This window comes from Microcoleus sp. Pol1C5, from assembly GCF_036701115.1.
In the GTDB taxonomy this organism is placed as follows: Bacteria; Cyanobacteriota; Cyanobacteriia; order Cyanobacteriales; family Microcoleaceae; genus Microcoleus.
Map to the genome: position 1 here is coordinate 37,712 of NZ_JAUBQE010000016.1, position 26,078 is coordinate 63,789.

The window sequence follows — 26,078 nt, forward strand, 5'->3', positions numbered from 1 at the left end:
CTGTATTTGATCCGATGGAAAACTGCTATAAAATTAGATGAGTCAAAGCGAGACAGTACGCTGCCTAGGCGATCGCTAAAAATACTCTTCAGATCAATCTGAGGGTAGACGGCAAGAGTTCAAATCCCCTGCTATGGTGGGAAATATAGCCCTACAGATTACAACTATAGGTTATTATGAATGCTTGGCGCGATCGATTCAATCAATTTACAGGTAAAACTCGACTGGCAGTTTGCCGGGTGTTCGTTCACTTAACAGGCGAAGAAGTTGCACCGCTGTTAGGAGTTCTCAACCGCACCGCCAGACAAGCAATTGATGGCGATGGCGACATAGCAGTTTTAGGAGAAGGTCTTGTAGAAATTTGCAATCACCTGTTGCAGTACGATAACTACTGGCAAGCAGCCGCCAATGAAGGCGATATTTTTTGGAATGAAGGCGAAGCCGGCGATTATGTGGATGAACTTTTCACGGATTCAGCCGAGCGCTATCTCAGCGAGCCTCAATACAGTACATCTGTTTACGATAAAAATTCCCCCTTGTCTTTGCCTGTAACTAGAAATGTGGTGGTGATGCTGACAGTTGCGTATGAAGGCGAAGTTCCTGCCCTAGAAACTGACCTAGCTGACATCAGCGCGCTGAAAGTCGGTTTAAAAGCCCTGATTAATTTACATTACCAAGAAAGGCTCCGAGCTGTGCAAGTTCACTTTTCTCCCGCACAGTTGGGAGACGAACTTACCAATGACCAAGTGTTGATCAATTTCCCCGAACTTATTCCCCTTTAAGGAAGGAAGAAGTTCGGCAACGGATTCAGTAACGGGTGTAATTGATGTAACTGATGTCGGGAAGAAGGAAGCCGGAGCAATTATAAAACAACCCATGCCAAATTACAAATTAAAAATTAAAAATTACTATTTATGATGCTGCGAAGACTGACAATTTATTTCATGGCTTTAACTTTTGTATGGACGGCAACCGCCTGCGGTTCTCCTAGTAGACAAACTTCGACAAATCCTGCTGGCAATCCAAATATTAACACAGTGCGTCCTGCACCAAATAATAACTTAAGTCAAGGTCAATATCCTGTACAGCAAGCTACCTACGACGATGCGGATGGCGAATACAGTTTGATGTTGCTGAATACTCCCCCCGGCAGTCCCCCAGTTTACCGCACTACGGATTTGCAAATGGCTCGGTTAACGGATGAAGAAATATCAGCAGGCAAGAAAAGTTATCTAAATGTGAATAACAATCAAGCGGTTTTGCATTTGACAGAAGATTTTAAAATTGAGTACGTTCACAACGTTACTGAAACTGTCAATAACCCTCAAACAGGTCAGCCACAAACCGTAGTAGTGCGGCAGCAATCTGGCTTCTGGGCGCCGTTTGCTGGGGCTATAGCCGGTCAGGCGATCGGCAGTTTGTTATTTAGACCGCAATATTATATGCCGCCAGTGTATCAACCGGGAATTATGACAGGATATGGCGGCTATGGCAATACTTACGGCCAAGCTGTTAACCAATATCAAACTCGGTATCGAACTCCGCCTCCGGCTGTGAGAAACCGTCAAGTTTTAAGGACGACCGGCCGCTTGCGCTCGCCTACATATAACCAGCCAGTAAGACCCTCAGCACGGCCAAATGGCAATCGATCGACCGGTTCGGGTTACGGTGGCAGCACTTTGAGGCGATCGCCGCAGCAACGTCAAAATCAATACAAGCGGCAGCCAAGTTTTGGTAGTGGCAGGAATTCTCGTCAACCGAGTCGGACTCGCTCTTTCGGGAGTAGAAGGCGCTGAGTTGAAGATGGCAAAAATCAGCAACTGACATCGGTAAAAGTTGATTTTATATATTCTCCCGATGTCATGCAGCCGCAGGTAGGGAGAATGAAAACTTTGGAATAATTGATTTAGTCTTCTCTGTTTCCCCCAGACCCAAAAAATATGTGATTTAATTTCTACATTGGTATGTAGGTGACAATATGTCTTCTTCACAACCCCCGTCAGGGGAAAGAAATCCTCTAGGATTGGATGAATTGATTGCGATCTTGGTTGCCTTCGGCACGATGGGAGCAATTTTATTTTGGGTAACAGGTAAAAATCCCGATCGATTGAATGCCAGAAATTGGCAATTTCCAGCCGTTTTTTCTCAACCTGCTGTCACACCCGCGAGCCCGGGAATATTAACACCCGAATCGCCAAGTTCCGATTTGCGATCGCCCGCTACAACCCTGATTCCCTCAGAACGGGAAGTCGCACCTGTGGCACCTTTAGGACCGATTTTACCGCAAAATCCTCCGGTGGGTGTAATCGTTGTTCCTCCCAACAAGGCAATTGCGCCATCGACTCCCGATCCAGCAATTACCAAACCGAAAACCGATAAACCCAAAGCCGATAAACCCAAAGTTGGGCCCGTTAGATTCTCAGATGTTCCAGACAAATATTGGGCGCGTCCGTTCATTGTCGCTTTAGTCGATCGGAAAATTTTTGCTGAGTCCACCGACAACAAATTTCGCCCCGACGAACCGATGACGCGAGCCGAACTAGCGCGCTTAATTCAACGAATGTCCGACGACAAAGAGCCGATCCGAAAACCGATTGATTTTAAAGACGTAAAAGACAAAAGCCCTGTAGCTCCTGCGATCGACCACACCGTCAAAACTGGATATCTTAAAGGATACCCAAACAATGAGTTCCGTCCCGAAAAACAGATTCCGCGTGTCGAAGTAATCGCAGCTTTAGCGAGCGGTTTGAGCCTGAAACCATCAACAAGAGCAACCAAAACTTTACAAGTTTATACAGATAGGGCAAAGGTACCGAAATGGGCAGCTAACAAAGTAGCATCAGCCACAGAAGCTGGCATTGTTGTTAACCACCCGAAGCGCACACTTTTGCAGCCTAATAGAACAGCAACTCGTGCTGAAGTCGCAGCCATGATTTACCAAGCTATGGCCAAAAACGGCAAAGTACCTGCTAAGTCTTCACAGTATGTTGTGAAGCCTTTAAAGTTGCCCAAATAATATTTTAGGGGCGTTGCTCCTAGCCCGCCCCACAATAACATTTAATCGTTATTGTTTGTAGTAAGGACTGAAGCCTTCACTACGAAGCAGCTAAATTAATCTTGAAACACCATAATACTGCCCGAATAGCAAGCTACCCAAACCTGATTAGTTTCCGGATCGTAAGTAATCCCGATCGGACTTGAATTAACCTTCACTGTTTGCAGCACTTTCATATCGCTCGTCCTAACCTTGCTAACAGTATTCGAGAAATAGTTGACCACATAAAGCAGTTGTCCCTGATCGGAAATTGTCATGCTTCGAGGTGCTTTTCCTGTAGAAACTTTATCTACCACTTTACCCGTTTTTAGGTCAATTTTTGCCACATTTCCTTCACCATTTAAAGTGGCATAAAGATAATTTCCATTGGGGTCGATCGTCAAATGACGCGGCGCATTGCCAATATTCTTCAGCCATTCTACCGAAAAGTCGATGAGATTCACTTTCGCAATATCGGAAGAACCCATGATGGCAACATAGGCATTTTTTGAGTCGGGAGTAACAACAATACCCCGAGGATATGCACCCAGTTTCACTCGCTCGATTTCGAGATTTTTATTGATATCAACCACGCTCAAGTCCCAACTGCACCAATTGCTAGCGAGCGCGAAGCGATTGTCAGGCGAAACAGCATTGAATTTCGGAACTGCACCTACAGGAATTACCTTTTCTATTGTCAAAGTTTGGGTATTGATGCGGTACAGAAAACTTTGGTCGTGTTTTGCCGCTGGAGAACACCTGTCGGTTCCCGGATTTCTAAACCCGGAACCGTACATTTTGTAGTTGGAGACGTAGGCATATTTGCCATCGGTTGAAAAAGCAGCTTCTACGGGAGAGCCTTTATAATTGCCTTTGAATTTAGAAAAGCCGAACTTCGACAAGTTTACTGTATCGGGAATAGTCTTGACTAATTTAAAGTTCCTGTCGTAAACTGTGATTGTGTGGCGGTACATCATGTTTTGAGCAAAAAACAAACCCGCTCCCGAATAAACTATTGATTTTGGCGATATGTTACCGTAAATGGTTTTTTTCAACGTCATTTTTCCTTGAGTATTATCGGGAGGATTTACGAGCTTTGTGGGTGGCAACTCACTTTCTTGATCCTCGGAATTTTCAGTTTTAAAGGGCGGCAAAGAGGGTTCTTGAAATAGAGGTTCTTGGGTCTGAGTTTGAGTTTGATCTTCGAGTTCGTTTGTGTTTTCGGTGGCGCTAGGAGATGGCGAAGATCGATCGATATTGGGCGCGATTTTTTCCGCAGCTTCAATACTCGCCTCTTCCGGCTTACCTTTCAGTGCTGACAAGGTTTTAGGGCCGACAATTCCGTCAACTTTCAGGTTGTTCTCTGCTTGAAACTTTTTCACAGCAGCCTGGGTGAGAGAACCGTAAAATCCTGTAGCCTTACCGCGAAAATAGCCTGCGTTTTGTAGAGTTTTCTGGAGTTCGGCTACTTCCGGGCCTGAATCACCTTTTTTGATGGCGAGTGCGGGATTGACTAAATTGAAAATTGTGAGAGCGATCGTAAAGAAAAGTAAAGCAGAAGAGGCTAAATTCAGGTGCCTTTTTGAGTGGGTCGATCGAGTTTGACCCGCAGCCGTTTCCCAAGTTTCAGCTAAATGTAGGTAGGCCAGTCCGTCCATAGTTTTTACCGGGTATTTTTGGTGCTATGATACACCAGTTAACTTTGATGAAAGAGAGAATCTTATTATAATCAAACTTAGAGTAAAATCTCCAAGCAGTTTTTAATGGTGTAAGCAAGTAGGAGCGATCGACAATGTGGAGTGGGGAACAAACAACCGCAGAATCAACGACAAAAGAATCCCGCCAGACGTTGCTGTGGGACGATAACGGGGGGCTTTGCCAGCGGGCTTGGGTAGAAATCGATTTAGCAGCTTTAACTCACAATGTAAAACAGCTTAAAAAGCTCTTATCTCCCCACACAGAACTGATGGCAGTTGTGAAAGCGGATGCTTACGGTCACGGTGCTGTTGCAGTCAGTCAAACAGCATTGCAAGCAGGTGCTAGTTGGCTGGGAGTGGCGACAATTCCCGAAGGAATAGAATTGCGAGAAGCTGGAATAGAAGCGCCGATTTTGCTGTTGGGGGCAACCCATACAGCCCAACAGGTAAAGGCGATCGCCCATTGGCACTTGCAGCCCACTATTTGTACTGCCAAACAAGCACTAATTTTTTCGGAAGTTCTCGCAGATCTGAACCAATCTTTGCCGGTTCACGCTAAGTTAGATACCGGAATGTCTCGCTTGGGAACGCCCTGGCAAGAAGCTACAGAATTTGTGCAATTAGTCAAGCGGTTGCCCAATTTAAAATTAGCCAGTATTTACTCTCACTTGGCGACAGCAGATAGTCCCGACCCCGCAGTTATGAGAGAGCAGCACCAGCGGTTTCAACAGGCGATCGAGCAAATTAAAATAGCAGGAATTACCCCCCCTCGCCTCCACTTGGCAAACTCTGCTGCCGCCCTCGCTGACCCGGCTTTGCACTACGATTTAGTGCGAGTCGGTTTAGCTACCTACGGTCTTTATCCAGCACCTCACTTGCAGTCGATCGCCAACTTGAAGCCCGCAATGCAGGTAAAAGCTAGGGTAACGCAGGTGAAAACAATTGAAGCAGGAACCGGCGTCAGTTACGGCTATCAATTTATAGCTCAGCGCCAGACACAGATTGCCGTAATTGGTATCGGCTATGCAGATGGCATTCCGCGCAATCTTTCTAATAAAATGCAGGTTTTAGTCCGGGGTCAGTTCGTGCGGCAAGTGGGAGCTGTGACGATGGATCAGTTAATGCTGGATGTAACCCATATTCCCAATTTAGAAGTCGGCGAAGTGGTGACGCTGTTGGGCAAAGATGGCGAAAATAAAATTACTGCTGACGATTGGGCGGCAATTTTAGGAACTATTTCGTGGGAAATTCTCTGCAGTTTTAAACACCGATTGCCCCGCGTAGCAGTACACTATTAACAGTAGTCCGGCAGGGTTTAAACCCCTGCCTCATAGCAAAAGTAGTTTAAACCGACTCAAGAGTTTGAAGGATAAAATTATCGATTTTAGTCCTCTTTTAGAGGACTTCCGCTATGAGACAGGGGTTTTCAACCCCCGTCGGACTCTCGTAATAAGCGATAAGACTGATACTGCAATTCTCAATTTCCAATTCCCAATTCCCAATTGATATGACAGTTATTCAGAAGTTTTTACCCATAGCTCAAACCTTCTATTCTCAGCTAAATGCAGAAAGAACACAAGCCTTGGAAGTAGCCCAAGAATTCTCGAAAAAATTCGTAGAATTGGGGTTTAAAATTGTACCTCAACTGCTGTGGGCGATCGGCATTTTGTTAATTACGCGATTTGCGATCGGCTTTGCGGGCCGCGTGACTCGCCGAGCACTGAGTCGCACCGAAGCCACGCTGCGGAAATTCTTAGTTCAAGCTGCTGAAATTACGATTTTGGTAGTGGGAGTAGTCGCCGCTTTGAGTCAGTTGGGAATTCAAACTACCAGTGTGGTTGCGGTGGTGGGTGCCGCGGGTTTGGCCATTGGTTTGGCGTGGCAAAATACTTTGTCGCACTTTGCTGCTGGGGTAATGTTGATTAGTTTGCGCCCCTTTGAAGTCGGAGATGGGATCGAAGCTGGGGATGTTAAGGGAGTGGTGGACAGTATCGGGATTTTTTCAACAACCGTGGTGACAGACGATCGGATAAAAATTATTGTCCCGAACAATCAGTTGTTTAACGGTACATTGAAAAATACAACGGCAATGGGAACGAGGCGAGTAGACTTGAAGATTGATATTGGCGATCGGCCAATTCGTCCAACTGTAGCTGAGTTATTAGAAATTGCCCACTCTCACCCGCTGGTGCTGGAGAATCCGCCCCCGACTTGTTTGGTGGCCGAGATTACTCCCGATACAACTATTTTATCTCTCCGACCTTGGTGCGCGTCGGTGGCCTACGAACAAGTGCGATCGCAAGTTCAACAATACGTCAAAGAGGCAATGGAAGCCGACAACAATCAAGAACAATAGATATAAATCTAAAATCTAAAACCCAAAATTTATCGGAGGTATTTCCCATGAGCAAGTGGTATCCGCAGCAAATTTTGCAAGAACCCGGTGTCAGAATCACCGCAACCGAGAAACAAACAATTCTCAGCAAATTTCCGCCTCCCGACGAAAACGGTCAAATCTATGCCGATGGGGTTTTTGAAGGCGGTGGCGTGCGCGGAGTTGCATTTTTAGGAGCACTCAGGTGCTGTAGCGATTTGGGCATCCGGTGGCGAAAATTGGCAGGCACTTCAGCAGGTGCAATTACCGCCGCAGTATTGGCAACCGACTTGTCAATTGATGATTTAGAGGAAATTTTAGGACAGCTCGATTACAGCATATTTTTAACTCAAAAAAACAGTCCTCTAATTTTAAACGGCGACCCCGCCGACGACTTGCAATCTCCTGCTTGGACTCTACTTTTCTTAACAGTTAGCCGTCAGATGGGAGAATATTCGGCGCAACCGTTCCGGCAGTGGCTGGAAACAATGCTCGGTCGAGGTAACTTGCACACTTTTGCCGATGTCAAACAAATCGTAAAAGACAGGGAATTAAAAGTAGTAATATCCAACCTCTCTCGCGGTGAAATGTTGGTAATTCCCGATGACTTGCGACGGCAGGAATCGGCAGATTCCGATGCTTTATACCAGCAGTTGCGACTCGCAAATCCCGAAGATTTTAGCGTAGCTGAAGCTGTGCGGTTGTCGATGAGTATTCCCCTATTTTTTGAACCGGGAAAACTCGGCGATGACTTAATTGTAGATGGCGGAATTTTGAGCAATTTCCCCCTGTGGATTTATGACAAACAATCCGTCGGTTCGACTCCCCCTATGCCGCGCTGGTTTACCTTTGGGTTTCGATTAGTCGATACCGGAATTGAGACTAAAGCTAAGATTGATACTCCGCTGTCGATGCTGGCGGCGATGTTCAGAACGATGATGAAAGCAAGAGACCGCTATCACCAGCGGGAAATGGATAAAGGCAGGGTGATTAATATTGATGTGACTGAAGCTAGGGTGACGACGACGGACTTTAATCTCGATGGCGATCGCAAGGCTCACTTGTACCGCTTGGGGTATTTGTATACTAAGAGGTTCTTTTTGAGTTCCAATTTTAGTTGGGAGAAGCACTTGAAGGCTAGGGGCTTTGGGGAAGAGGCTGGAGGGTGAGGTCGCGAAAAGTATACAGAGTAAGGGATTGAGGAATTTTTCAATTAGGGGTTGGCAAAAATAAGATGTGTGTGCTATAGTTAGTTACTGTCATCTTGGAGAGGTGGCTGAGTGGTCGAAAGCGGCAGATTGCTAATCTGTTAAGGGTGTTAACATCCTTCGAGGGTTCAAATCCCTCCCTCTCCGTTTTAGAGTTTCTAGGAAAAAATTCCTTTTAATCAAATTTTTGGACGGGGTAGAAGCCCATCCCACAAAACTTTCTTGTGGGATGGGTTTCTACCCCGTCCCAATTATTTTTGCAATTCAAGTCTAGTCTAGCCGCAATAATCAACTACTAAATCTAATTAAGTGCTTTCATCGCTTCGACAAATTGCCGCGATATAAATGGCAAAATCTCTTCATTCTTGCTATTCTCTTTCCCCTCGGTAAATACAACCAACGAATACGGCCGCAAACCCGCTATTTCAATATAAGCAGCATCGTGACGAACTTGGCTTGTCAGTCCTGCTTTTGACCACAATTTTGCTGATTCTGGCAATCCCCCGCCTAAAAAACCCGTTACTTGATTTTCGGGATCTGCCTCTAATTCTGCTGGGTCTAAACTGCGTTTCATTAAACCCATCATTTCTTGCGATGCTTGGGCAGAAACAGCTACGCCGCCGATTATACTGTGCAGCAAACGCGCCGCTGCATTTGTAGTCAGCATATTTCTATTTTCCATTAATTCTCCCAAAACTGCTCGCTCGCGACCGTAGGGGCCGTCACACCAGGTTTTTTGATTGACGTTAATATTTTGTAATTCCGGCCAATCTAATGATTGAAAGTAACGGTTGACGATGTTTCGCTGCTGTTTCCAAGTTTCAAAGGGGGCGGGTGATAATTCTGGGCCGCTGGTGGTGCCGGTGAGGGCGTCTACTACTAAACTGGTGGCGTCGTTGCTGGAATCAACTATCATATCTCGGACGGCGCGTTCTAATTCTGGCGATGTTTGAATCATGCCTTTTTGCGCCCATTCCCAGATGGCAACGAGGTAGAATAATTTGACGATGCTGGCTGGATAAATTCGTTCGGAAGCTCTAGCGCTAAAACCTCGCGGTTGATACTTCCAAAATTCTTCTGGACTCAGCGCGCCGCCTGTATTGACTCGCACCGGCGGATCGTAGACTATCCAGGTAATGGCTATACGATCGCCACTTAATCCTGTAAATTTTGACAATGCGGAGTCTATAATGCTACTGCCGAGGGTTTCTAATTGTTCGTCTTTGTGGAAAAATGTCATGGTTAATGGCTGACGCTTAACGGTTAACGGCTAGCAGCTAATGGCAATCTATCGTTAAATGCGAACAATAAATGCGAACAATTAACAGCAAACAATGAGCAATTAGCAATGGCCAATTATCAATTATCGGATGTTGTGGAGTACCGAGCCCGATCGCACATAAATATTTACGATTCCCCAAAGTGCGATCGATTGGCAACTCAAGCAGCCCTGGGGCGACATTTGCGAGTAGTTGACCCCCCCCAGCTTATGAAGGGGCGGAGAAATGGCATAGACTCGGTTGTTGAGGGGGATACAAGGGCTGTGATGGTGCGGCTGTGCGAAGATGATTATCCGGGATGGCTGGATATTCGAGATGTTGAGTTGCTCGATCCGACAGAAACAGTGTATCATCCTCTGGTGCTTTCTGAAGCAGAAATCAAGGAAAAATTACCAATAGTAATTACTTTCGCTCGTGAGGCTATGAACCAATCCAATTATTATCTTTGGGGTGGTACAGTCGGGCCGAATTATGATTGCTCGGGCTTGATGCAAGCGGCTTTTGTGGCGGCAGGCATCTGGTTGCCGAGGGATGCTTATCAGCAGGAAGCTTTTACTAAACCTGTTAGTATCAGTGCTTTAGAACCAGGGGATTTAGTATTTTTTGGTACGCCCGAAAAAGCAACTCACGTAGGATTGTATCTCGGAGATAATCGCTACATTCACAGTTCTGGACAAGCACAAGGTCGCAACGGTATCGGTATCGATGTTTTGTCGGAGGATGGGGATCAAGTCAGTCAAGCTTATTACCAGCAATTGCGGGGATATGGTAAAGTTGTGGCAAGTTATCAACCTCATTATTTGTTGACGGTAGACGGTTGACAGTTGACTGTTAACTAATGATTAATGACTAATGACCAATGACTAATGATTACTGATGTTATCTAACAAAGAAATGGACGCTGCATTATTTTTGGAAAAATTGGCGAGACAGCAAGCTGAGGCTGAGGTTGTTCTGGATGTTTCGGTGGTGGTGCCGGTGTATAATGAGGTGGAAAGTTTGCCTCATTTGATTGAGGCGATCGCATCTTCTATCCAACCATCTGGACTCAGCTATCAAATTATTTGTGTAGATGACGGTTCTAAGGACGGTTCTGCTGAACTTCTCCAGCAGTTAGCCAGCACTCGCGATGACCTTTGTGCTGTAATTTTGCGCCGCAATTACGGGCAAACTGCTGCCATGTCCGCAGGTTTCGATCGCGCTCGCGGCCGTGCTATTGTTACCCTTGACGGCGATTTGCAAAATGACCCGGCTGATATTCCGCTATTGTTGGCCAAGTTAAATGAAGGCTACGATTTAGTTAGCGGCTGGCGGAAAAATAGGCAGGACAATACTATCAGCCGCCTGATTCCTTCTAAAATTGCGAACTGGTTAATTGGTCGCGTTACAGGCGTAACTTTGCACGACTACGGCTGTTCTTTAAAAGCTTATAGATCTGAGTTAGTAGCAGACTTGAATCTCTACGGGGAATTGCACCGCTTTTTGCCCGCCTTGGCGTTTATTGAAGGGGCGAGAATTGCCGAACTGCCGGTGCGCCATCACGCCCGCCGTTTCGGTCAAAGTAAGTACGGGATTTGGCGCACTTTTCGCGTGTTGATGGATTTGTTAACTATTTCTTTTATGAAAAAGTTTCTGACTCGACCGATGCACGTTTTTGGACTTTTGGGACTGAGTTCTATGACGTTAGGAACGATTTTAGGAATTTATTTGACATTTCTGAAATTGGCTTTTGGTCAAAGTATTGGCAATCGTCCTTTGCTGATTTTGGCTGTGGTTTTGCTGTTGACGGGCGTGCAGTTATTTTGTTTTGGTTTGCTGGCGGAAGTGATGATGCGGACCTATCACGAGTCGCAGGGAAAACCGATTTATCGGGTGCGCGAGGTGTTTGGTTCTAAGTAAGGGGTTGATACCAATTGTACTCGTTGATAAAAAGAGGAAAAGTTTTGAGTCTTAAGTTAAATCATTTAAAACTCAAAACTCAAAACTACTTCCTAATCTTCAATTCTCCCATCTAAAATCTAAAATCTAAAATCTAAAATTGATTGACTTTTTGAGCTTGTCGGAGAGATTGAATAGTTGCGATCGCGTGTTCGGCGACTGCATCTATTTCTGCTTCGGTATTGAACCGGCCAATACCAAACCGAATTGAAGCGTAAGCTAATTTGTCCGATCGCCCGATCGCTGCTAAAACATGAGAGGGAGATATTTTTGCGGAAGTGCAAGCAGAGCCCGAAGAAACTGCCGCCGCCGGTTGCAAACCCAACATCAACGCTTGACCGTCAACCCCGGCTACACTAATATTGAGATTCCCCGGCAATCTCTTAGTAGCGTGACCGTTGAGAAAAACATCGCCCAATTCACTCAATTTTTCCCACAAACGCTGCCGCAAATTAACCACTCGTTCTGTTTCCGACGGCATTTCTGCAATTGCCAATTCTACTGCTTTGGCAAACCCAACTATTTGCGGTGGGTAGAGAGTACCCGATCGCATTCCCCGTTCGTGGCCTCCTCCGTGCATTTGCGGCGCTAGCTGCACTCTCGGTTTGTTGCGGCGCACGTAGAGAGCACCGATCCCTTTTGGCCCGTAGATTTTGTGGGCTGTCAAGGACATTAGATCGATATTCATCTCCTCTACGTCGAGGGGAATTTTGCCAATCGCCTGTGCCGCATCTGTGTGAAAAATAATGTCATTTCCGCGACAAATTGCAGCAATTTCTGCGATCGGCTGGATAACGCCAATTTCGTTGTTAGCCGTCATCACTGAAACTAAAATTGTCTCGGCGCGAATCGCTTTGATCAAATCGCCTATATCAATCAGCCCGTCGCTTTTCACCGGTAAAACAGTAATGTCAAACCCCAATTTTTGCAAATAGGTACAGGGGTCGAGAATTGCATTGTGTTCGGTTTTTACTGTGATAATGTGCTTTCCTTTACTGAAATAAGCTTCAGCGATGCCTTTAATCGCTAAGTTATTTGCTTCGCTGGCGCCGCTGGTAAAAACAATTTCTTCTGGGGAGGCGTTGATCGCTTCTGCTATGATTTGTCGTGACTGTTTTACCGCTGCTTCTGCTTCCCAGCCGTAGACGTGGTTGATGCTGGCTGCGTTGCCGAATTGTTCGGTGAAATACGGCAGCATCGCATCAAGTACCCGTGGATCTACGGGGGTTGTGGCGTGGTTGTCGAGGTATATAGGACGTGCGGACATAGTGCAGTTTTGGGTGAAAAAAGTGTTAGGTTTATTGTAGACGAGCCCTTTGTTCTACAACAAAACTTTATATTTAAGAAATATTTGTGAAGATTTATGCGAGCTGACATTCAGGGATTAGAAATTACTCTCGGTGAGCTCAAGCACCTCACAGGCGCCGGGCCCGATCGCGTATACCGGCCGCCGACAGCGACTAAGTTTGCCCGCGAAGCTTTGAAAACAGTCGGTTTAATTGTTTTGGTTCTAATCAGTTGTTGGCTGCTAGTTGCGATATTTCCTAGGGCGTATGTGTGGTGGTTCGTCCTTCACTTCACTGCGATAGTTGGTTTAATCTTGGAGGATGCCTGGAAAATTTGGTGCAGTCGGCAAAACCAACATTTAATCAATCTTTTTGATGATGTCGATCGCTATAACGGTATAATCAAAGCGATTGAAATTAATGACAAGATAGAAGATGCTGGCAATGCGGAAGTCAAAATCGGCGATCGCGCAAAAGTTATTCAAGCTTTGCAACTAATCAGAGACGATTTAGTTCGAGCTTTGAAAACTGAAAGAATTCTTAGGGAAAACAAAAAATTTGTCGCTACTAACTCCGAATTGTTTGCCAATAACTTAAAAAATTTGAATGCCCTGCAAATTAGCGATCGAGCCAGCGAACAAGGGCGATTGCTCAACGAAGCTTTGCAGGTAGCTGTCGGAGTTCAAGCAGAAATGAAAAAGTTGCAAGATCGAAACGCTGCTAATTTTAAAAATGGCAAAACTTAGTAGCGTGCACGGCTGCGTGCGCCTCTTACCCACTAGCAATAGGCAGCTTATTGAACCGATATAACTAAAACACATTCTCCAAATTATAAGTTATGAGAATTGTGAAAAAAAATATCATAACTATTGTAAATTTTTTCCTGTTACGTAACAGGTAAGGATATCTTGGAAAGGTGACGTTAACAACCAGGTCAGTATGTCTTCTGTTAAACCCAAGATTATAGTTCTCGACGACGATCCGACTGGTTCTCAAACCGTGCACAGTTGCTTGCTGCTGACACGTTGGGACGAAGACACCCTGCGTTTGGGGCTGCGGGACAAGTGCCCGATTTTCTTCATACTGACAAATACTCGATCGCTAACTCCCGAAAAAGCAGCCTCCGTCACCCGCGAAGTGTGCCAAAATCTAAAAAGGGCGATCGCCGCCGAAAAAATCGAAGACTTCCTAATAGTTAGCCGTTCCGATTCTACCCTGCGCGGCCACTATCCCATCGAAACTGACGCGATCGCCGAAGAACTAGGCCCCTTCGACGCCCATTTTCTGATTCCCGCGTTTTTTGAGGGAGGCAGAATTACCCGCCACAGCGTGCACTACCTAGTAGTTAACAGCGTCCCGACACCAGTACATCAAACCGAATTTGCCAAAGATTCAGTCTTCGGCTACAGTCACAGTTACCTCCCAGACTATGTAGAAGAAAAAACCAAAGGTCGCATCCCCGCTGATGCAGTCGATCGCATTTTACTCGGAGACATTCGCTACGGAAGTTTAGATCGACTGATGGACATGACAGACAACCAATGTGCGGTTGTGGACGGCCAAAGCCAAGGCGATTTAGACACATTTGCCAAACACATTCTCAATGCAGTCAGTCAAGGCAAAAAGTTTTTATTCCGCAGTGCAGCGAGTATTTTAACATCCTTAGCTGACCTCGGCCCACAGCCAGTAGCAGCCGACGAAATGGCAAAATACGTGAGGGATGGCAAACCGGGTGCAGTAATAGTTGGTTCCCACGTTAAGAAAACTACGGAACAATTGGAGCGCTTGTTAAAAGAACCCAATATAGTTAGCATTGAAATAGATGTATCTCACTTGCTAGAAGATTCACCCGAGTATCGCACTCAAATGCTCGATGAAATTCTCGAAAAATGCCGCACTGCTCATGCCGATGGCAAAACGCCTGTAATTTATACCAGCCGCAAGGAACTCGAATTTGACAATGCAGAAATTAGGTTAAAATTTGGAGAAGCGGTTTCTGCTTTATTGATGGATATCGTGCGGGGACTGCCTGCAGATATCGGATTTTTGATTAGCAAGGGCGGAATTACTTCTAATGATGTTTTGAGTACAGGTTTGTCGCTGAAAAGTGTCAGGCAAATCGGTCAAATTATTGCCGGTTGTTCTGTCGTAAAAACCGATGCAGATCATCCTCTGTTTCCCAATTTACCAGTGGTTTTGTTTCCGGGAAATGTGGGGGATAGCCATGCTTTGGCTACGGTTTACAAGCGGCTGAGCAAGTAGTATAGCTCGACCAATCGCAGATTAACCCAGATGAATTTAGCTTCGAGTCAGGGAGAAGAATGTTCATCTGCGGTTGGTCGATGGGTTTCAATGCTCGATCGAACTTTATAGCTACTGCCACTCCACGGTCACTTCAAAAAAAATCTTTAGTTTACTTTTTTCTTGCCTAATCGACCCAAGTATGATAGGATAGAGAGTCTGTCCGTAACAAAAGCCGATCGGCAAAGTTGAAAAGCGCGTCATCTTTAGGCACTCTCAAAAAAATTAGATTTCTCAAAAATAGTTACCTCCGAACTCTACATATAGGGCCAACAGCACCAGAGCTACTCCTATCAGTAGCGTTTCCAGCTCGTATCAGCCGGAATTTTAAAATTAAGTAGAAATTTCCCCATAGTAATTTTCAGCTCAAAGGATTAGCATATAAGGGTGACAGAACATTATCATCCCCTAAACTCATTAAAAGATGGCCATTGGTTCAAGCTGATCTGTGGGGCGAGCTTTCAACACCTGCCTGCTGTACGGAATCTCACCTTGGCTTACACCTTAGCAGGCGCTGACTGTATCGATGTCGCGGCAGATCCCGCCGCCGTCGCCGCAGCGAAAGAAGCCCTACAAGTGGCCAGCGAATTACAGGCAAGAACTCAAAACCGCAGGTTTGGCGGCAAAGGGTTGCCGTTGCTGATGGTGAGTTTAAACGATGGGGAAGACCCGCATTTTCGCAAAGCCGAATTCAACCCAGCCGATTGTCCGGCGGACTGCTGGCGGCCGTGCGAAAAAATATGTCCAGCCGAAGCAATAGTTTTTCAGAGTGCTGGCAGTGGTTTTTCCGGGGTGATAGACCAGCAATGCTATGGCTGCGGTCGCTGTCTGCCGATTTGTCCGAGCCAACTGATTTACACTCGTTCTTACGTGTCTGCTCCCGCCGCGATCGCACCTTTAATCTTGCAATCCGGTGCCGACGCCCTAGAAATCCACACGCAAGTAGGCAGAGAGGCAGATTTTGCGCGACTTTGGTCGAGTATAGCTCCCTGGGTCGCTCAACTCAAGGTAATAGCAATTAGTTGCCCCGATGGAGACGGTTTGATTGATTATTTGCGGACACTGTATCAAATAATTTCCCCCCTTCCTTGTCCCCTAATTTGGCAAACTGACGGTAGGCCAATGAGCGGAGATATCGGAACAGGAACTACTAGAGCCGCGGTCAAACTCGGTCAAAAAGTTTTGGCTGCCCAGTTGCCGGGATACGTGCAACTTGCAGGCGGCACTAATGCTCACACTGTCAGCAAGCTGAGAGCCGAGGGACTGATGAAGGATGGGGGGAAAAATTTATCAGTTCCCTCTGTCCCATACATTGCAGGTGTAGCTTACGGCAGCTATGCCAGGGTTTTGCTATCGCCAATTTTAGAACAATTAGAAACAATGCAGATCGATCGAGCCTATGCCGTTCCGGTGGCAGTGGCGCGGCCAGCAGCCGAAGTTCAAACATCTCGGCTACCTCAGCTTGAAGCCGTCCCAGAACTTCTCTCGGAGGCCGTGAGTTTAGCTTGTTCTCTAGTTTCCCAGCTCAAAGAATTTTAGTCATTAGTCATTAGTTATTAGTCAGAAGTCATTAGTTACAAGTAAAAAACAACTGGCAACTGGCAATTGATAACTGTTAACTGACAACTGACTAAAAAGTTGAAAACGTCACCGAACACATCGAGGCGAATGCAGATTACAGACGACCTCAACAGATTATTAGACATCGTGCCAGATGAGATCCGGCAGCCCTTAGAGCAGCACCCGCAGCGCAACAATCTCATTGAGATTGTCATGGATTTGGGCCGCCGACCAGAAGCTCGTTTTCCATCCTTGGCCGAACCTCTTTCCCAAACACCAGTTTCCAAGGCAGACCTCAACTATTGCATCGAGCGAGTCGGCCACTTCGGCGGCGACAATCGAGCCGGTATCGAGCAAACCCTGCACCGAATTAGCGCCCTTCGCAACCGCAGCGGCGAGATTATAGGCTTGACTTTGAGGGTCGGCCGCGCTGTGTTCGGGACGATCGGCATTATCCGCGATTTAGTGGAAACCGGTCAGTCAATTTTGATGCTCGGCCGCCCCGGTGTTGGCAAAACCACGGCCCTGCGGGAAATTGCCCGCGTGCTCGCCGATGACTTGGAAAAACGGGTGGTAATCATCGACACCTCCAACGAAATTGCCGGAGATGGAGATATTCCCCACCCAGCGATCGGCAGAGCTCGCAGAATGCAAGTTTCCCGTCCCGAACTCCAGCACCAAGTCATGATCGAAGCAGTGGAAAACCATATGCCGCAAGTGATCGTGATTGACGAAATCGGCACGGAACTCGAAGCTTTGGCGGCTCGGACGATCGCCGAAAGGGGCGTGCAGTTGGTCGGTACCGCCCACGGGAACCGGATCGAAAACTTGATGAAAAACCCGACTCTGGCAGATTTAATTGGGGGCATCCAAGCGGTGACGCTGGGAGATGACGAAGCAAGACGGCGCGGTTCTCAAAAGACGGTTTTGGAGCGCAAAGCACCGCCAACTTTTGAAATTGCCATCGAAATGCTGGAACGCGAGCGCTGGGTAATCCACGAGCGAGTTGCAGAGGCGATCGACACTCTGCTGCGGGGACGCGAACCGAGCCAGCAAATCAGAAGCGTCAGCGAGACTGGAGAAGTAATTATCGAGCAGGAGTCGGCAACTCCCCCCGCCCGGTTTCCGGGGATGGCAGCTTCCAGCGGCCCGGCTGCTGTATCAGCAATCCGGCCAGTCACACCGATCTCAGGGTGGCGGAGTGCTGGCAAAATGGTGCCGATGCCCGCTCCCAGCGAGAACTTCGCTGCTAAAAGCGCGCCAGTTTCTGAGACTCGGTATTTCGAGCAACTACTCGAAGAATCCCTGTCCGTCGAGCCGGTACCTAAGCCCGGACGTTTTTCCCAGAATCTCGGCCCTAACGGCGAAGATTTACCCCTCCACGTTTATCCTTACGGCATAGCTCGCCACCAGCTCGAACAGGTGATTTCTACCCTGAACCTGCCGGTGCTGCTGACAAAGGATATTGAGAGCGCTGACGTGGTTTTGGCTTTGCGATCGAACGTTCGGAACCAGTCGAAATTGAGGCACTTGGCCAAAACTCGCCAAGTTCCCCTGCACACAATTAAAGCCGGCACAATTCCCCACGTAGCGAGAGCTTTGCGGCGCCTGTTGGACATGGATGACCCAGGTACCCCGGAAGTGGCAGACCTCGCCTTATTCGCCCGCAGCGGTTCTTCTGACGAGCTCGAAGCTCTCGAAGAAACGCGCTTAGCAGTCGAGCAAATTGTCATTCCGAAGGGACAGCCGGTGGAACTCCTGCCCCGTTCTCCCAACGTCCGCAAAATGCAGCACGAACTTGTGGAACACTATCACCTGAAATCCCACAGTTTTGGGGAAGAACCCAATCGCCGCTTGCGGATATATCCAGCTTAAAGTTGGAGAGTAGTGCCTTTGAAGGCAGAAGGTAGAAGGCAGAAGGGATAATTTTTTCCTGGCTTGTGTCTTTTACCTTTTGCCTTTTTCCTTTAAGTAGCTGGCCACTTTCTGATATGATGTTGTGTAACACTGTTCTTGTTAATGCGATCGGCTAAATTCCCAATTTCTAATTTCCAATTCCCCAATTTCTACTTACCAATACTTCGACTACACGAGCTTACAAGTTCCCCAATTCTCAATAGTTCAGCTACGCACTTCCCTTCAGCTCCCTTCGGCTTTGCGAACGGATGAGCCGCAGGCTAGCAGCTATGCTCAGCACAAACTCAGCACCAGCTCAGTAAAATTTGCCACTTCCCAAATTATTAAATTAATCTCCCTAAGTTGACATGAATGATTCCATAGTCCAGCTATTTATCAACTTAATTACTACTGAGATTGGTGTGCGAATTAGGTCACAAGATCGAGCTGGTTTGTCTCATAAAATTATGACTCGAATGAGAGCAAAAAAAATTGCAGAGCCCGAAAAATATTATAAACTTTTAACAGCCAAAACTTTTGAAAGTAAAAATGAGTGGGCAGAATTAGTATTGCTATTAACAACAATTGAAAGTTATTTCATGCGAGATAAAGGACAATTTTCTCTGTTAAAAAAAGTAATTTTTCCTGAAGTGATAGAGCAGAAAAGAAACTTGCACAAGACATTGGGAATGCAGTCGACACTGCGAATCTGGAGTGCGGGCTGCTCTACCGGTGAAGAACCTTATTCTTTAGCTATTGTTTTAAAAGAATTGATTCCAGATTGGGAACAATGGAAAATATTAATTTTAGGTACAGATATCAATGAAAAAGTAATCAAAAAAGCGCCCCAGGGAGTTTACAGCCCTTGGTCATTTCGCTTGGTTGAACCGCAGATACAAAAGCAGTATTTTCATCAGAGGCAAAATGATTGGCAAATCAATCAAGAATTGCGCGAAAGTGTAACCTTTAGCTGTGTAAATTTAATCACAGATGAGTTTCCTAATATTTACCAAAATCTTTATAACATAGACTTAATTTTGTGTAGAAACGTTTTTGTTTATTTTGAACACAAGTATATTTCACTGGTACTGAAAAAATTTGCCAATACCCTGAGACCCGGAGGATATTTAATGACCGGTCACGCTGAAGTTTACGGTCAAATTATGAACGAGTTTGAACCCAAGATTTTCCCGGAGTCGGTGGTTTATCAGCGTCGGGATGCAGTAATGGAGGAAGGCTCTCAAATAGAGTCTAGGGTTGCGACGGTAGGGGAAGCCAACTCGGCATTTCGGGAATTGCCGAAAGCAAATACTATGGGCGATGATAGTGGTGAGTTGCTAACAGGGGAAACGATGCCACCTCGTTTTACTACTAACAGCAATTTTTCAGAGATAGAGATGCCGCCAGTATTAAAAATAAGTAATCCGCTGGGCAAGATGCTGCCCTCTCCCTATCTGGAGGACGGTTTGCCGAACACTGCCGTGTCAGTTACAGAAAAAATAATATCAGAAAATACTCAAACTAAAACGCCTCAAATGCTAATTTTAGAGGCTAAAAAATTATTTAAAAATAAAAATTATGCTGAGGCAATCAACAAGGCACAAGAGGCAATAGACTTGCAGGGGCATAATTTTGATGCTTATTTTTTAATTGCTCAAGTTCAGGCAAATGCCGGCAATTATTCTCAGGCAATAGAATACTGTAATCGAGCTAGAAAAGTAGAGCCTGGATCAGTATATACTGATTATTTACAAGCTCAAATTGCTGAAGAACAGGGACAATTGGAAATAGCAAAAAAATTATTAAAGAGGACTATTTATATGTGTCCGTCTTTTGTTTCAGCTTATATAGAACTAGGGAATATATACAATAAAGAAGGTCAAGTAAAAAGAGCTCTTAAAATGTACAATTCATCTTGTGAAATCCTGAAAGCACTACCGCCCCACACTCCCATAGATTCCCAGGGGAAAATGACAGCTAGTCAAGTGCTGATGAATGTTAAAAAAAAATTGTTAAAATTATACAGTAAAGAAACTGTACACTAAAATATGGAAACTAAACCGTATCTTATCTTTGAACAGAACGGTTTTCTCTGCGGTATAGAAGCCTGCTACGTTCGGGAAATTTTCTTTTTGCCGGAGTTGACAGCAATTGCAGAAGCACCTCAAGATATTGTTGGGGCGATCGACCTTCGGGGCGAAATTCTGCCCGTGATGGATCTCAATCTCCGTTTTGGATACGCTTGGCAGGATTATGCTGTGACAGATAGTACGATCGTCATCGAGTGGCAAGAATCGAAAGTTGGTATAATTGTCAATCAAGTTCGCGAAGTTAAAGAACTCTCAGAAGAAGCCATCACTCCGCAGCTATCTTACGGGCGAGAGAATTCAGAAGCCTCTCATTATTTTGTAGCTGGACTTGCCCGCTGTGAAGCCGATATTATCATGCTGCTGAATCTCGATCACTTAATTCGATATTCTCCCGAAAAGTCAGAGGGAAGTTGGCCTGTTTTTCCAAGCAATCCAGGTAGTCAGTCAGCAGCAGGTGAGGCAGAGATAGAAAATTTACAGTGGCAAATAAATGCAAAATTGTTAGGCAAAAATCCTAAAAATTTGAGCAATCGTCACGTTTTTTGCCCGCACGCTACCCCAGAAGAAAAAGCAATTTTTCAATCGCGCGCTAATCATTTGAGACGGCGAGGCGGGGGGGAAAATGATGCTGCAATTAATATGTCCCTGGCGGTGTTTGTTTTGAAGAGCGAATACTTTGGTATTCCTTTGGATCTAGTGCGCGAATTTACGGATATTAGCCAAGTAACTCCGGTTCCTTGCACTCCCGATCGCATAGTGGGAAATATAAATTTACGGGGAGAAATTGTGACGCTAATTGATATTCGCAGTGTTTTAAATATGTCTTTAAATATGTTGGATCCTGCAAATTATCTCTCTAAGGCGATCATTGTTGAAGTGGCGGATTTAGTCGCTGGTATAGTTGTTGAAGAAATATTAGATATTATATACTTAAATGTGTCGGAAATTGCGGCTGTTCCGGCAGCACTGCATTCTGCTAACCGCGAATATCTACGGGGGACAGCTATTTACGGGGAAAAAATGATGGCTATTCTAAACTTGCAAAAACTGCTGACAAAAGGAGGAGTAGTTGTTGATGAAGAGGTTTGAATCAAGAACAGGGCTTACCCAAAGCATATGTCTCATGAGTCAACTAAAGCATCTGGCTTGATACTTCATTTTCTTCGCAATCCAGATTCAACGCGAGATCAGGGCTGGTGACCAGCGGGACTTAGCATGAGAGAATTATCTTGAAATGCGTCCAGGACTAAAGAAGTTAATTATACCACAATACGGTTGAGTTAAGCTCGATCCCCCCTAGCCAATGGCGGGCACGGGGGCACCGCCCCTACTAAGGCGGGGACAAGAACTTACTCAAAGTCCTCGCAACGATGCGGGGGATGCGACGGGGATCTCTGAGGAATAAATAGTTTTAACCCAAGCGTATTGAGTTATACCAAATCCGCTTTTCAAGCGAGATTTGACTAAGCAATGTAATTCGTGTATGTACGTGCTTAAATTAAGGAGAAAAATATGTTTTCTAAGTTAATAAAATTAAATATTAGAAATAGAATGCTGCTGGCTTATGTAGCACCAGCAACTATATACTTGGGTTTTCCCATCCTAGTTTATACAACTACTAATCAGGTTTTGAATAATTTTGCAGAAGTAGAAAGAATAGAAAATGTGATCAGACACACAAATGATATGTCCGCAGGTGCTGAACAAATGGTACGAGGGTTGCGCGGCTATTTAATTAATAAAAATCCGCAGTTTTTAAATGATTTTCAAACAGGTGCAGAATTAGCTCGCCAGTCGGGTAAGAGTGCGGAGTTGAGGATCGAAAATCCTGCACAGAGAATTCGTTTAGAGAGGATGCTACAACTCTGCAACGAATATTATGATGGTTCTAATAAAATGGTTGTTTTATTACAACAAAATAATAGAGCCGAAGCATTGGCTATATTTAACACAGGAAAACCGACAAAATTTGTGGAGGAATTTGTGGCACTAAATAAGCAATTTCGCGAAGTAGAAGTAAAAGCGATTAAGCAAGCCACCGAAAAAACGAAGCAATCTTTAGTTTTCTTGATATCGGCATTGGTATTTGGTTCCGTGTTTTTATTGGTGTTAGGTACGATTATAGCTTGGCTCATTTCGTCAGGAATTGCCCAAACTATCGATCGGGCAATTAGCTCGATCGCCACTTCTTCCACTGAGATTGCAGCCACCGTGGAAGAACAGGAACGCATGGCAAGTCAGCAAGCAGCTTCAGTAAATCAAACTACTACTACAATGGACGAATTGGGAGCATCTTCCAGGGCGACATCACAGCAGATAGAAACCGCCGTGGTTCAAGCAATGCAAGCTTTGAATTTAGCTGGAGGTGGCACAAAAGCTGTAGAACAAACTTTAGAAGCAATGGCAGCTCTAAAAACTAAAGTTCAAGATATTCAAGGACAAATTATAGAGTTGAGCGAACAAACTGATCACATTGGTAATATTTCAACTGTAGTTAGCGATTTGGCCAATCAAACTAATATGTTAGCACTCAATGCTGCTGTTGAAGCAGTGCGGGCGGGAGAACACGGCAAGGGGTTTGGCGTGGTGGCGTCAGAAATTCGCAAACTTGCCGATCGCAGTAAAAAGTCAGGAGCTCAAATTAATCTATTAGTTGCTGATATTCAAAAGGCGATTAACTCAACGGTAATGGTGACAGACGAAGGAACTAAAACAGTGGAATCCGGCGTGAACATTGCCTCAGAAACCGCAGCGGCATTTGCAGGAGTTGCCAATGCCATTAACAATGTGGTTTTGAACTCTCAGCAAATTTCGCTGAATGCCAAACAGCAATCGATCGCGATCGAACAGGTAGTGCAAGCTATGAACTCTCTAAATCAAGCCGCAGCCCAAACCGCTTGCGGTATCAGTCAAACTAAAGTCGGCACTCAAAAATTGAATGAAGCGGCCTTAGATTTGAAGGCAGTTTTGTAAGAGATAGATGAATCATGAGTAGTTTCCAAAAAATGCAAAATATATCCTTAAGAATTAAAGCAATTGCTTTGGCGATTTGTCGCGGTACAATTCCAGGGATATTAACGGGAGTAATAAATTGTTTCTTAGCAAATCATAACCTAATCTCATATCGTTTTCGGTTGCATCAGAATGATACCGAGGACTCGGCAGTGCCGTGTCCCTACCCCGATCAATTGTAGGGATACGGCACTGCCACGTCCTGACTGTGGGTAATATTAATTCCAATGTCACCTGAGTTGATATCTAATCTGCACTGTAGTTAGTTGTGATTTGTGAGTTATTATTTGGAAGTTGTTATTTTTTATTTACTACCCATTACCCATTCGCTATACTTCTGCTACGCGCACTTATATGTTCCCTATTGTCTATACTTAGACTATGCGAGCGTACAAATTACCAGTAACCAATTTATAGTAACCCATGATTAACAAATTTTTCCAAAAAATGCAGCACCGACTGTTGCTACTCCTAATTTTAAGTACCTTGATTCCAGTATCTATTGTTGGTTGGTATGGAATTTATTCTTCAACAGAAGCCCTGCAGAATTTAGCATTAATAACCCTTAGTGACAGTGTTAATTCTACCGCAAATCAAATGATTAACAAATTTGAAAATATGAGAGCAGATATTTTGTTTCTCCCCAAAACTCCCCCTATTCAGGGAATGATTAGAGCTAAAGAAGGAAATGGAGCAGACAAACAAACTAATTCTAATTATAAAGATTGGCTTTATCGAATGCAAGTCACATTTTTAGCTATGATGGAAGCCAAGCCATATTATATGCAATTGCGTTACATAGATAACAGTGGCAAGGAGATCGTGCGCGTAGATTCTGACGGCACAAATATCCAAGTTATTCCAGAGTCTCAACTACAAAATAAAGCAGACAGAGATTACTTTATGGCAACTATGAAGCTAAAATCAGGAGAAGTCTATGTGTCTTCTTTAGAGCTGAATCAGGAAAGGGGGAAAATAGAAATTCCTTACAAGCCAACAATTCGCTACGCAACTCCAATTTTTAATCCCAAAGGAGAAAGACAAGGTATTTTGATTAGCAATGCTCTGGGTAGCACTCTGATCGATAGGGTTAAAAATTTTAATCATGAATTCTCAGATCAATCTTTTATCTTAAATCAAGATGGATATTATCTGGCTCATCCCAATCCTAAAAAAGCATGGGGATTAGAACTTAAAACCAAGGAAAATGTCAAAAACGATTATTCAGCAGGCATTGTTGCTAAAATACTCTCAGGTGGTGAGGGAAATATTGATAATAGGGATCTAGTGATTAGTTATAATACAGTTTTTCCCAGCAAACAAAATACAAATAAATTTTTAGTAATTGTGGATAGTTCACCCAAAAAAATACTATTTTCTTCTATTGATTATCTTCAAAGAATAGCAGCAATTATTGCTATTGTTTCTCTGGCTGTGGTGCTGGGATTTGGATGGTTTTTTTTGCAAAAAATAGTTGCTCTAATTCGGGGTTTAATTTACGAGATATCGTCATTTTCAATGCAGATAGAATCTAATATGAACAGGCAAGAGCAAATAGCAAATAGACAATTTGTCTCGGTTAATCAAACAACTATAACTCTAGAAAATTTGGGCAGATCTTCTCAGGAAACAGCCGAGCAAGCTGAGTCTGTTGCCGTTGCCGCTCGCCAAGCTTTAAATCTAGCCGAAGAAGGGACTAAAAAGGTAGATCAAACTCTCAATCAAATGCTGAATCTTAGAGAAGCTGTGGTGGCAATTTCTAAGCAAAATCATCGACTCGACGACAGCACGAGTCAGATTGGCAATATATCGACTCTCGCAAGTTTGGTTAGCGATTTAGCCAGCCAAACTAATATGCTGGCTCTCAACGCCGCTGTTGAAGCAGTCAGAGCCGGCGAGTACGGTAAAGGTTTTGCGGTGGTAGCAAGCGAAATTCGTAAGTTAGCAGATGAAAGCCAACAAGCAGCACAAAAGATTAATGGTATTATTCCACAAATTAAGGGTGCGATCGACTCAACGGTGAAAGCAACTGAAGATAGTCGCAAAACGGTTGCAGAAGGGGTGAAAACAGCACAAGATACGGCAGAAGCTTTTACGGGTGTGAGGGAAGCTTGCAATATGGTGTTTGCTAGCAACCAGCAAATTTCCTTTAACGTTAAACAGCAGGCGATAGCGATTCAGCAAGTAGGTGATGCCATGAGTTCTATGAAGGAATCCGCGTCTCAAACAGTCAGCGGTATTACTCAAGTTAAAATCGGTACTCAACAACTCACTGAAGCTGCATTTAATCTTAAAGAAGTAGTGTAGTGATTAGTGATTAGTCATTAGCAATAGACTGATTATTCAACATAGTTATCATTACGAATTACCCATGAACCTTGTTCAATTACCTATTACTCAAA

19 protein-coding genes and 1 tRNA gene are annotated in these 26,078 nt (G+C 44.8%); 17 read left to right on the plus strand and 3 right to left on the minus strand.

Annotated features, from left to right (window positions below; translation table 11 throughout):
- Positions 1-176: 176 nt before the first annotated feature.
- The 3 genes from QUA23_RS11265 (at position 177) to QUA23_RS11275 (ending at position 3,016) form a co-directional block, all read left to right on the plus strand.
- Entirely contained in the window at positions 177-782 is a 606-nt protein-coding gene (locus QUA23_RS11265) for a DUF1517 domain-containing protein (RefSeq protein ID WP_333076052.1), read from the plus strand.
- Positions 783-914: 132 nt separating this feature from the next.
- Positions 915-1,796 carry a hypothetical protein gene (locus QUA23_RS11270; RefSeq protein ID WP_333076053.1) on the plus strand — a complete coding sequence of 294 codons (882 nt, stop codon included), beginning with the start codon at positions 915-917 and terminating at the stop codon, positions 1,794-1,796.
- A gap of 182 nt (positions 1,797-1,978) precedes the next feature.
- On the plus strand, positions 1,979-3,016 hold the full coding sequence (locus tag QUA23_RS11275) for an S-layer homology domain-containing protein (RefSeq protein WP_333076055.1): 1,038 nt from the start codon (positions 1,979-1,981) through the stop codon (positions 3,014-3,016).
- Between the two features lie 95 nt (positions 3,017-3,111).
- Here QUA23_RS11275 and QUA23_RS11280 read toward each other — a convergent pair whose 3' ends face one another.
- Entirely contained in the window at positions 3,112-4,692 is a 1,581-nt protein-coding gene (locus QUA23_RS11280) for a peptidoglycan-binding protein (RefSeq protein WP_333076056.1), read from the minus strand.
- Between the two features lie 134 nt (positions 4,693-4,826).
- On the opposite strand from QUA23_RS11280, the gene alr reads away from it, so the two are divergent.
- The 4 genes from alr to QUA23_RS11300 all read left to right on the plus strand — a co-directional run bounded on the left by alr (position 4,827) and on the right by QUA23_RS11300 (position 8,460).
- The gene (gene alr / locus QUA23_RS11285) at positions 4,827-6,029 is read left to right on the plus strand and encodes an alanine racemase (RefSeq protein ID WP_333076058.1); all 1,203 of its coding nucleotides are present in this window, start codon (positions 4,827-4,829) and stop codon (positions 6,027-6,029) included.
- A 209-nt stretch (positions 6,030-6,238) separates the two neighbouring features.
- Positions 6,239-7,087: a mechanosensitive ion channel family protein gene (locus QUA23_RS11290; RefSeq protein WP_333076060.1), complete on the plus strand. Its 849-nt coding sequence runs from the start codon at positions 6,239-6,241 to the stop codon at positions 7,085-7,087.
- A 47-nt stretch (positions 7,088-7,134) separates the two neighbouring features.
- Entirely contained in the window at positions 7,135-8,274 is a 1,140-nt protein-coding gene (locus QUA23_RS11295) for a patatin-like phospholipase family protein (protein ID WP_333076062.1), read from the plus strand.
- Between the two features lie 97 nt (positions 8,275-8,371).
- Positions 8,372-8,460 (plus strand) — tRNA-Ser (locus tag QUA23_RS11300).
- Positions 8,461-8,614: 154 nt separating this feature from the next.
- On the opposite strand, the gene QUA23_RS11305 is transcribed toward QUA23_RS11300, so the two are convergent.
- Positions 8,615-9,553: a serine hydrolase gene (locus tag QUA23_RS11305; RefSeq protein ID WP_333076064.1), complete on the minus strand. Its 939-nt coding sequence runs from the start codon at positions 9,551-9,553 to the stop codon at positions 8,615-8,617.
- 108 nt (positions 9,554-9,661) lie between these two features.
- Here QUA23_RS11305 and QUA23_RS11310 point away from each other — a divergent pair, with 108 nt between their 5' ends.
- On the plus strand, positions 9,662-10,414 hold the full coding sequence (locus QUA23_RS11310; RefSeq protein ID WP_333076066.1) for a C40 family peptidase: 753 nt from the start codon (positions 9,662-9,664) through the stop codon (positions 10,412-10,414).
- A gap of 55 nt (positions 10,415-10,469) precedes the next feature.
- On the plus strand, positions 10,470-11,492 hold the full coding sequence (locus QUA23_RS11315; RefSeq protein WP_445243490.1) for a glycosyltransferase family 2 protein: 1,023 nt from the start codon (positions 10,470-10,472) through the stop codon (positions 11,490-11,492).
- Positions 11,493-11,625: 133 nt separating this feature from the next.
- Here the strand turns inward: QUA23_RS11315 and QUA23_RS11320 are convergent, their stop codons facing one another.
- Positions 11,626-12,798 (minus strand): IscS subfamily cysteine desulfurase, encoded by a 1,173-nt coding sequence (locus QUA23_RS11320; RefSeq protein WP_190739111.1) that lies wholly within the window; start codon positions 12,796-12,798, stop codon positions 11,626-11,628.
- 96 nt (positions 12,799-12,894) lie between these two features.
- Between QUA23_RS11320 and QUA23_RS11325 the strand changes: the two genes are divergently transcribed.
- From QUA23_RS11325 to QUA23_RS11360, 8 genes are all read left to right on the plus strand, one after another.
- Complete coding sequence (locus QUA23_RS11325; protein ID WP_333076067.1) at positions 12,895-13,563, plus strand: hypothetical protein; 669 nt, start codon at positions 12,895-12,897, stop codon at positions 13,561-13,563.
- 193 nt (positions 13,564-13,756) lie between these two features.
- On the plus strand, positions 13,757-15,079 hold the full coding sequence (locus QUA23_RS11330) for a four-carbon acid sugar kinase family protein (protein ID WP_333076068.1): 1,323 nt from the start codon (positions 13,757-13,759) through the stop codon (positions 15,077-15,079).
- Between the two features lie 426 nt (positions 15,080-15,505).
- On the plus strand, positions 15,506-16,657 hold the full coding sequence (ldpA, locus tag QUA23_RS11335; protein ID WP_333076069.1) for a circadian clock protein LdpA: 1,152 nt from the start codon (positions 15,506-15,508) through the stop codon (positions 16,655-16,657).
- 129 nt (positions 16,658-16,786) lie between these two features.
- Positions 16,787-18,553 (plus strand): R3H domain-containing nucleic acid-binding protein, encoded by a 1,767-nt coding sequence (locus tag QUA23_RS11340; RefSeq protein WP_333076070.1) that lies wholly within the window; start codon positions 16,787-16,789, stop codon positions 18,551-18,553.
- A 389-nt stretch (positions 18,554-18,942) separates the two neighbouring features.
- Positions 18,943-20,619: a CheR family methyltransferase gene (locus tag QUA23_RS11345; RefSeq protein WP_333076072.1), complete on the plus strand. Its 1,677-nt coding sequence runs from the start codon at positions 18,943-18,945 to the stop codon at positions 20,617-20,619.
- A gap of 3 nt (positions 20,620-20,622) precedes the next feature.
- Positions 20,623-21,753, plus strand: coding sequence for a chemotaxis protein CheW (locus QUA23_RS11350; protein WP_333076075.1), 1,131 nt, complete (start codon positions 20,623-20,625; stop codon positions 21,751-21,753).
- A gap of 423 nt (positions 21,754-22,176) precedes the next feature.
- Positions 22,177-23,637 (plus strand): methyl-accepting chemotaxis protein, encoded by a 1,461-nt coding sequence (locus QUA23_RS11355; protein WP_333076077.1) that lies wholly within the window; start codon positions 22,177-22,179, stop codon positions 23,635-23,637.
- 486 nt (positions 23,638-24,123) lie between these two features.
- Complete coding sequence (locus tag QUA23_RS11360; protein ID WP_333076111.1) at positions 24,124-25,983, plus strand: methyl-accepting chemotaxis protein; 1,860 nt, start codon at positions 24,124-24,126, stop codon at positions 25,981-25,983.
- The last annotated feature ends 95 nt before the right edge of the window (positions 25,984-26,078 follow it).

Bases quoted from the DNA above. Each gene is read 5' to 3' on its own strand.
- QUA23_RS11325 (WP_333076067.1), top strand. From the start codon at position 12,895: ATGCGAGCTGACATTCAGGGATTAGAAATTACTCTCGGTGAGCTCAAG.
- QUA23_RS11330 (WP_333076068.1), top strand. From the start codon at position 13,757: ATGTCTTCTGTTAAACCCAAGATTATAGTTCTCGACGACGATCCGACT.
- QUA23_RS11280 (WP_333076056.1), bottom strand. From the start codon at position 4,692: ATGGACGGACTGGCCTACCTACATTTAGCTGAAACTTGGGAAACGGCT.
- QUA23_RS11270 (WP_333076053.1), top strand. From the start codon at position 915: ATGATGCTGCGAAGACTGACAATTTATTTCATGGCTTTAACTTTTGTA.
- QUA23_RS11350 (WP_333076075.1), top strand. From the start codon at position 20,623: ATGGAAACTAAACCGTATCTTATCTTTGAACAGAACGGTTTTCTCTGC.
- QUA23_RS11275 (WP_333076055.1), top strand. From the start codon at position 1,979: ATGTCTTCTTCACAACCCCCGTCAGGGGAAAGAAATCCTCTAGGATTG.
- QUA23_RS11265 (WP_333076052.1), top strand. From the start codon at position 177: ATGAATGCTTGGCGCGATCGATTCAATCAATTTACAGGTAAAACTCGA.
- QUA23_RS11315 (WP_445243490.1), top strand. From the start codon at position 10,470: ATGTTATCTAACAAAGAAATGGACGCTGCATTATTTTTGGAAAAATTG.
- alr (WP_333076058.1), top strand. From the start codon at position 4,827: ATGTGGAGTGGGGAACAAACAACCGCAGAATCAACGACAAAAGAATCC.
- QUA23_RS11290 (WP_333076060.1), top strand. From the start codon at position 6,239: ATGACAGTTATTCAGAAGTTTTTACCCATAGCTCAAACCTTCTATTCT.
- QUA23_RS11345 (WP_333076072.1), top strand. From the start codon at position 18,943: ATGAATGATTCCATAGTCCAGCTATTTATCAACTTAATTACTACTGAG.
- QUA23_RS11355 (WP_333076077.1), top strand. From the start codon at position 22,177: ATGTTTTCTAAGTTAATAAAATTAAATATTAGAAATAGAATGCTGCTG.
- QUA23_RS11310 (WP_333076066.1), top strand. From the start codon at position 9,662: ATGGCCAATTATCAATTATCGGATGTTGTGGAGTACCGAGCCCGATCG.
- QUA23_RS11295 (WP_333076062.1), top strand. From the start codon at position 7,135: ATGAGCAAGTGGTATCCGCAGCAAATTTTGCAAGAACCCGGTGTCAGA.
- QUA23_RS11340 (WP_333076070.1), top strand. From the start codon at position 16,787: ATGCAGATTACAGACGACCTCAACAGATTATTAGACATCGTGCCAGAT.
- QUA23_RS11320 (WP_190739111.1), bottom strand. From the start codon at position 12,798: ATGTCCGCACGTCCTATATACCTCGACAACCACGCCACAACCCCCGTA.
- QUA23_RS11360 (WP_333076111.1), top strand. From the start codon at position 24,124: ATGCAGCACCGACTGTTGCTACTCCTAATTTTAAGTACCTTGATTCCA.
- QUA23_RS11305 (WP_333076064.1), bottom strand. From the start codon at position 9,553: ATGACATTTTTCCACAAAGACGAACAATTAGAAACCCTCGGCAGTAGC.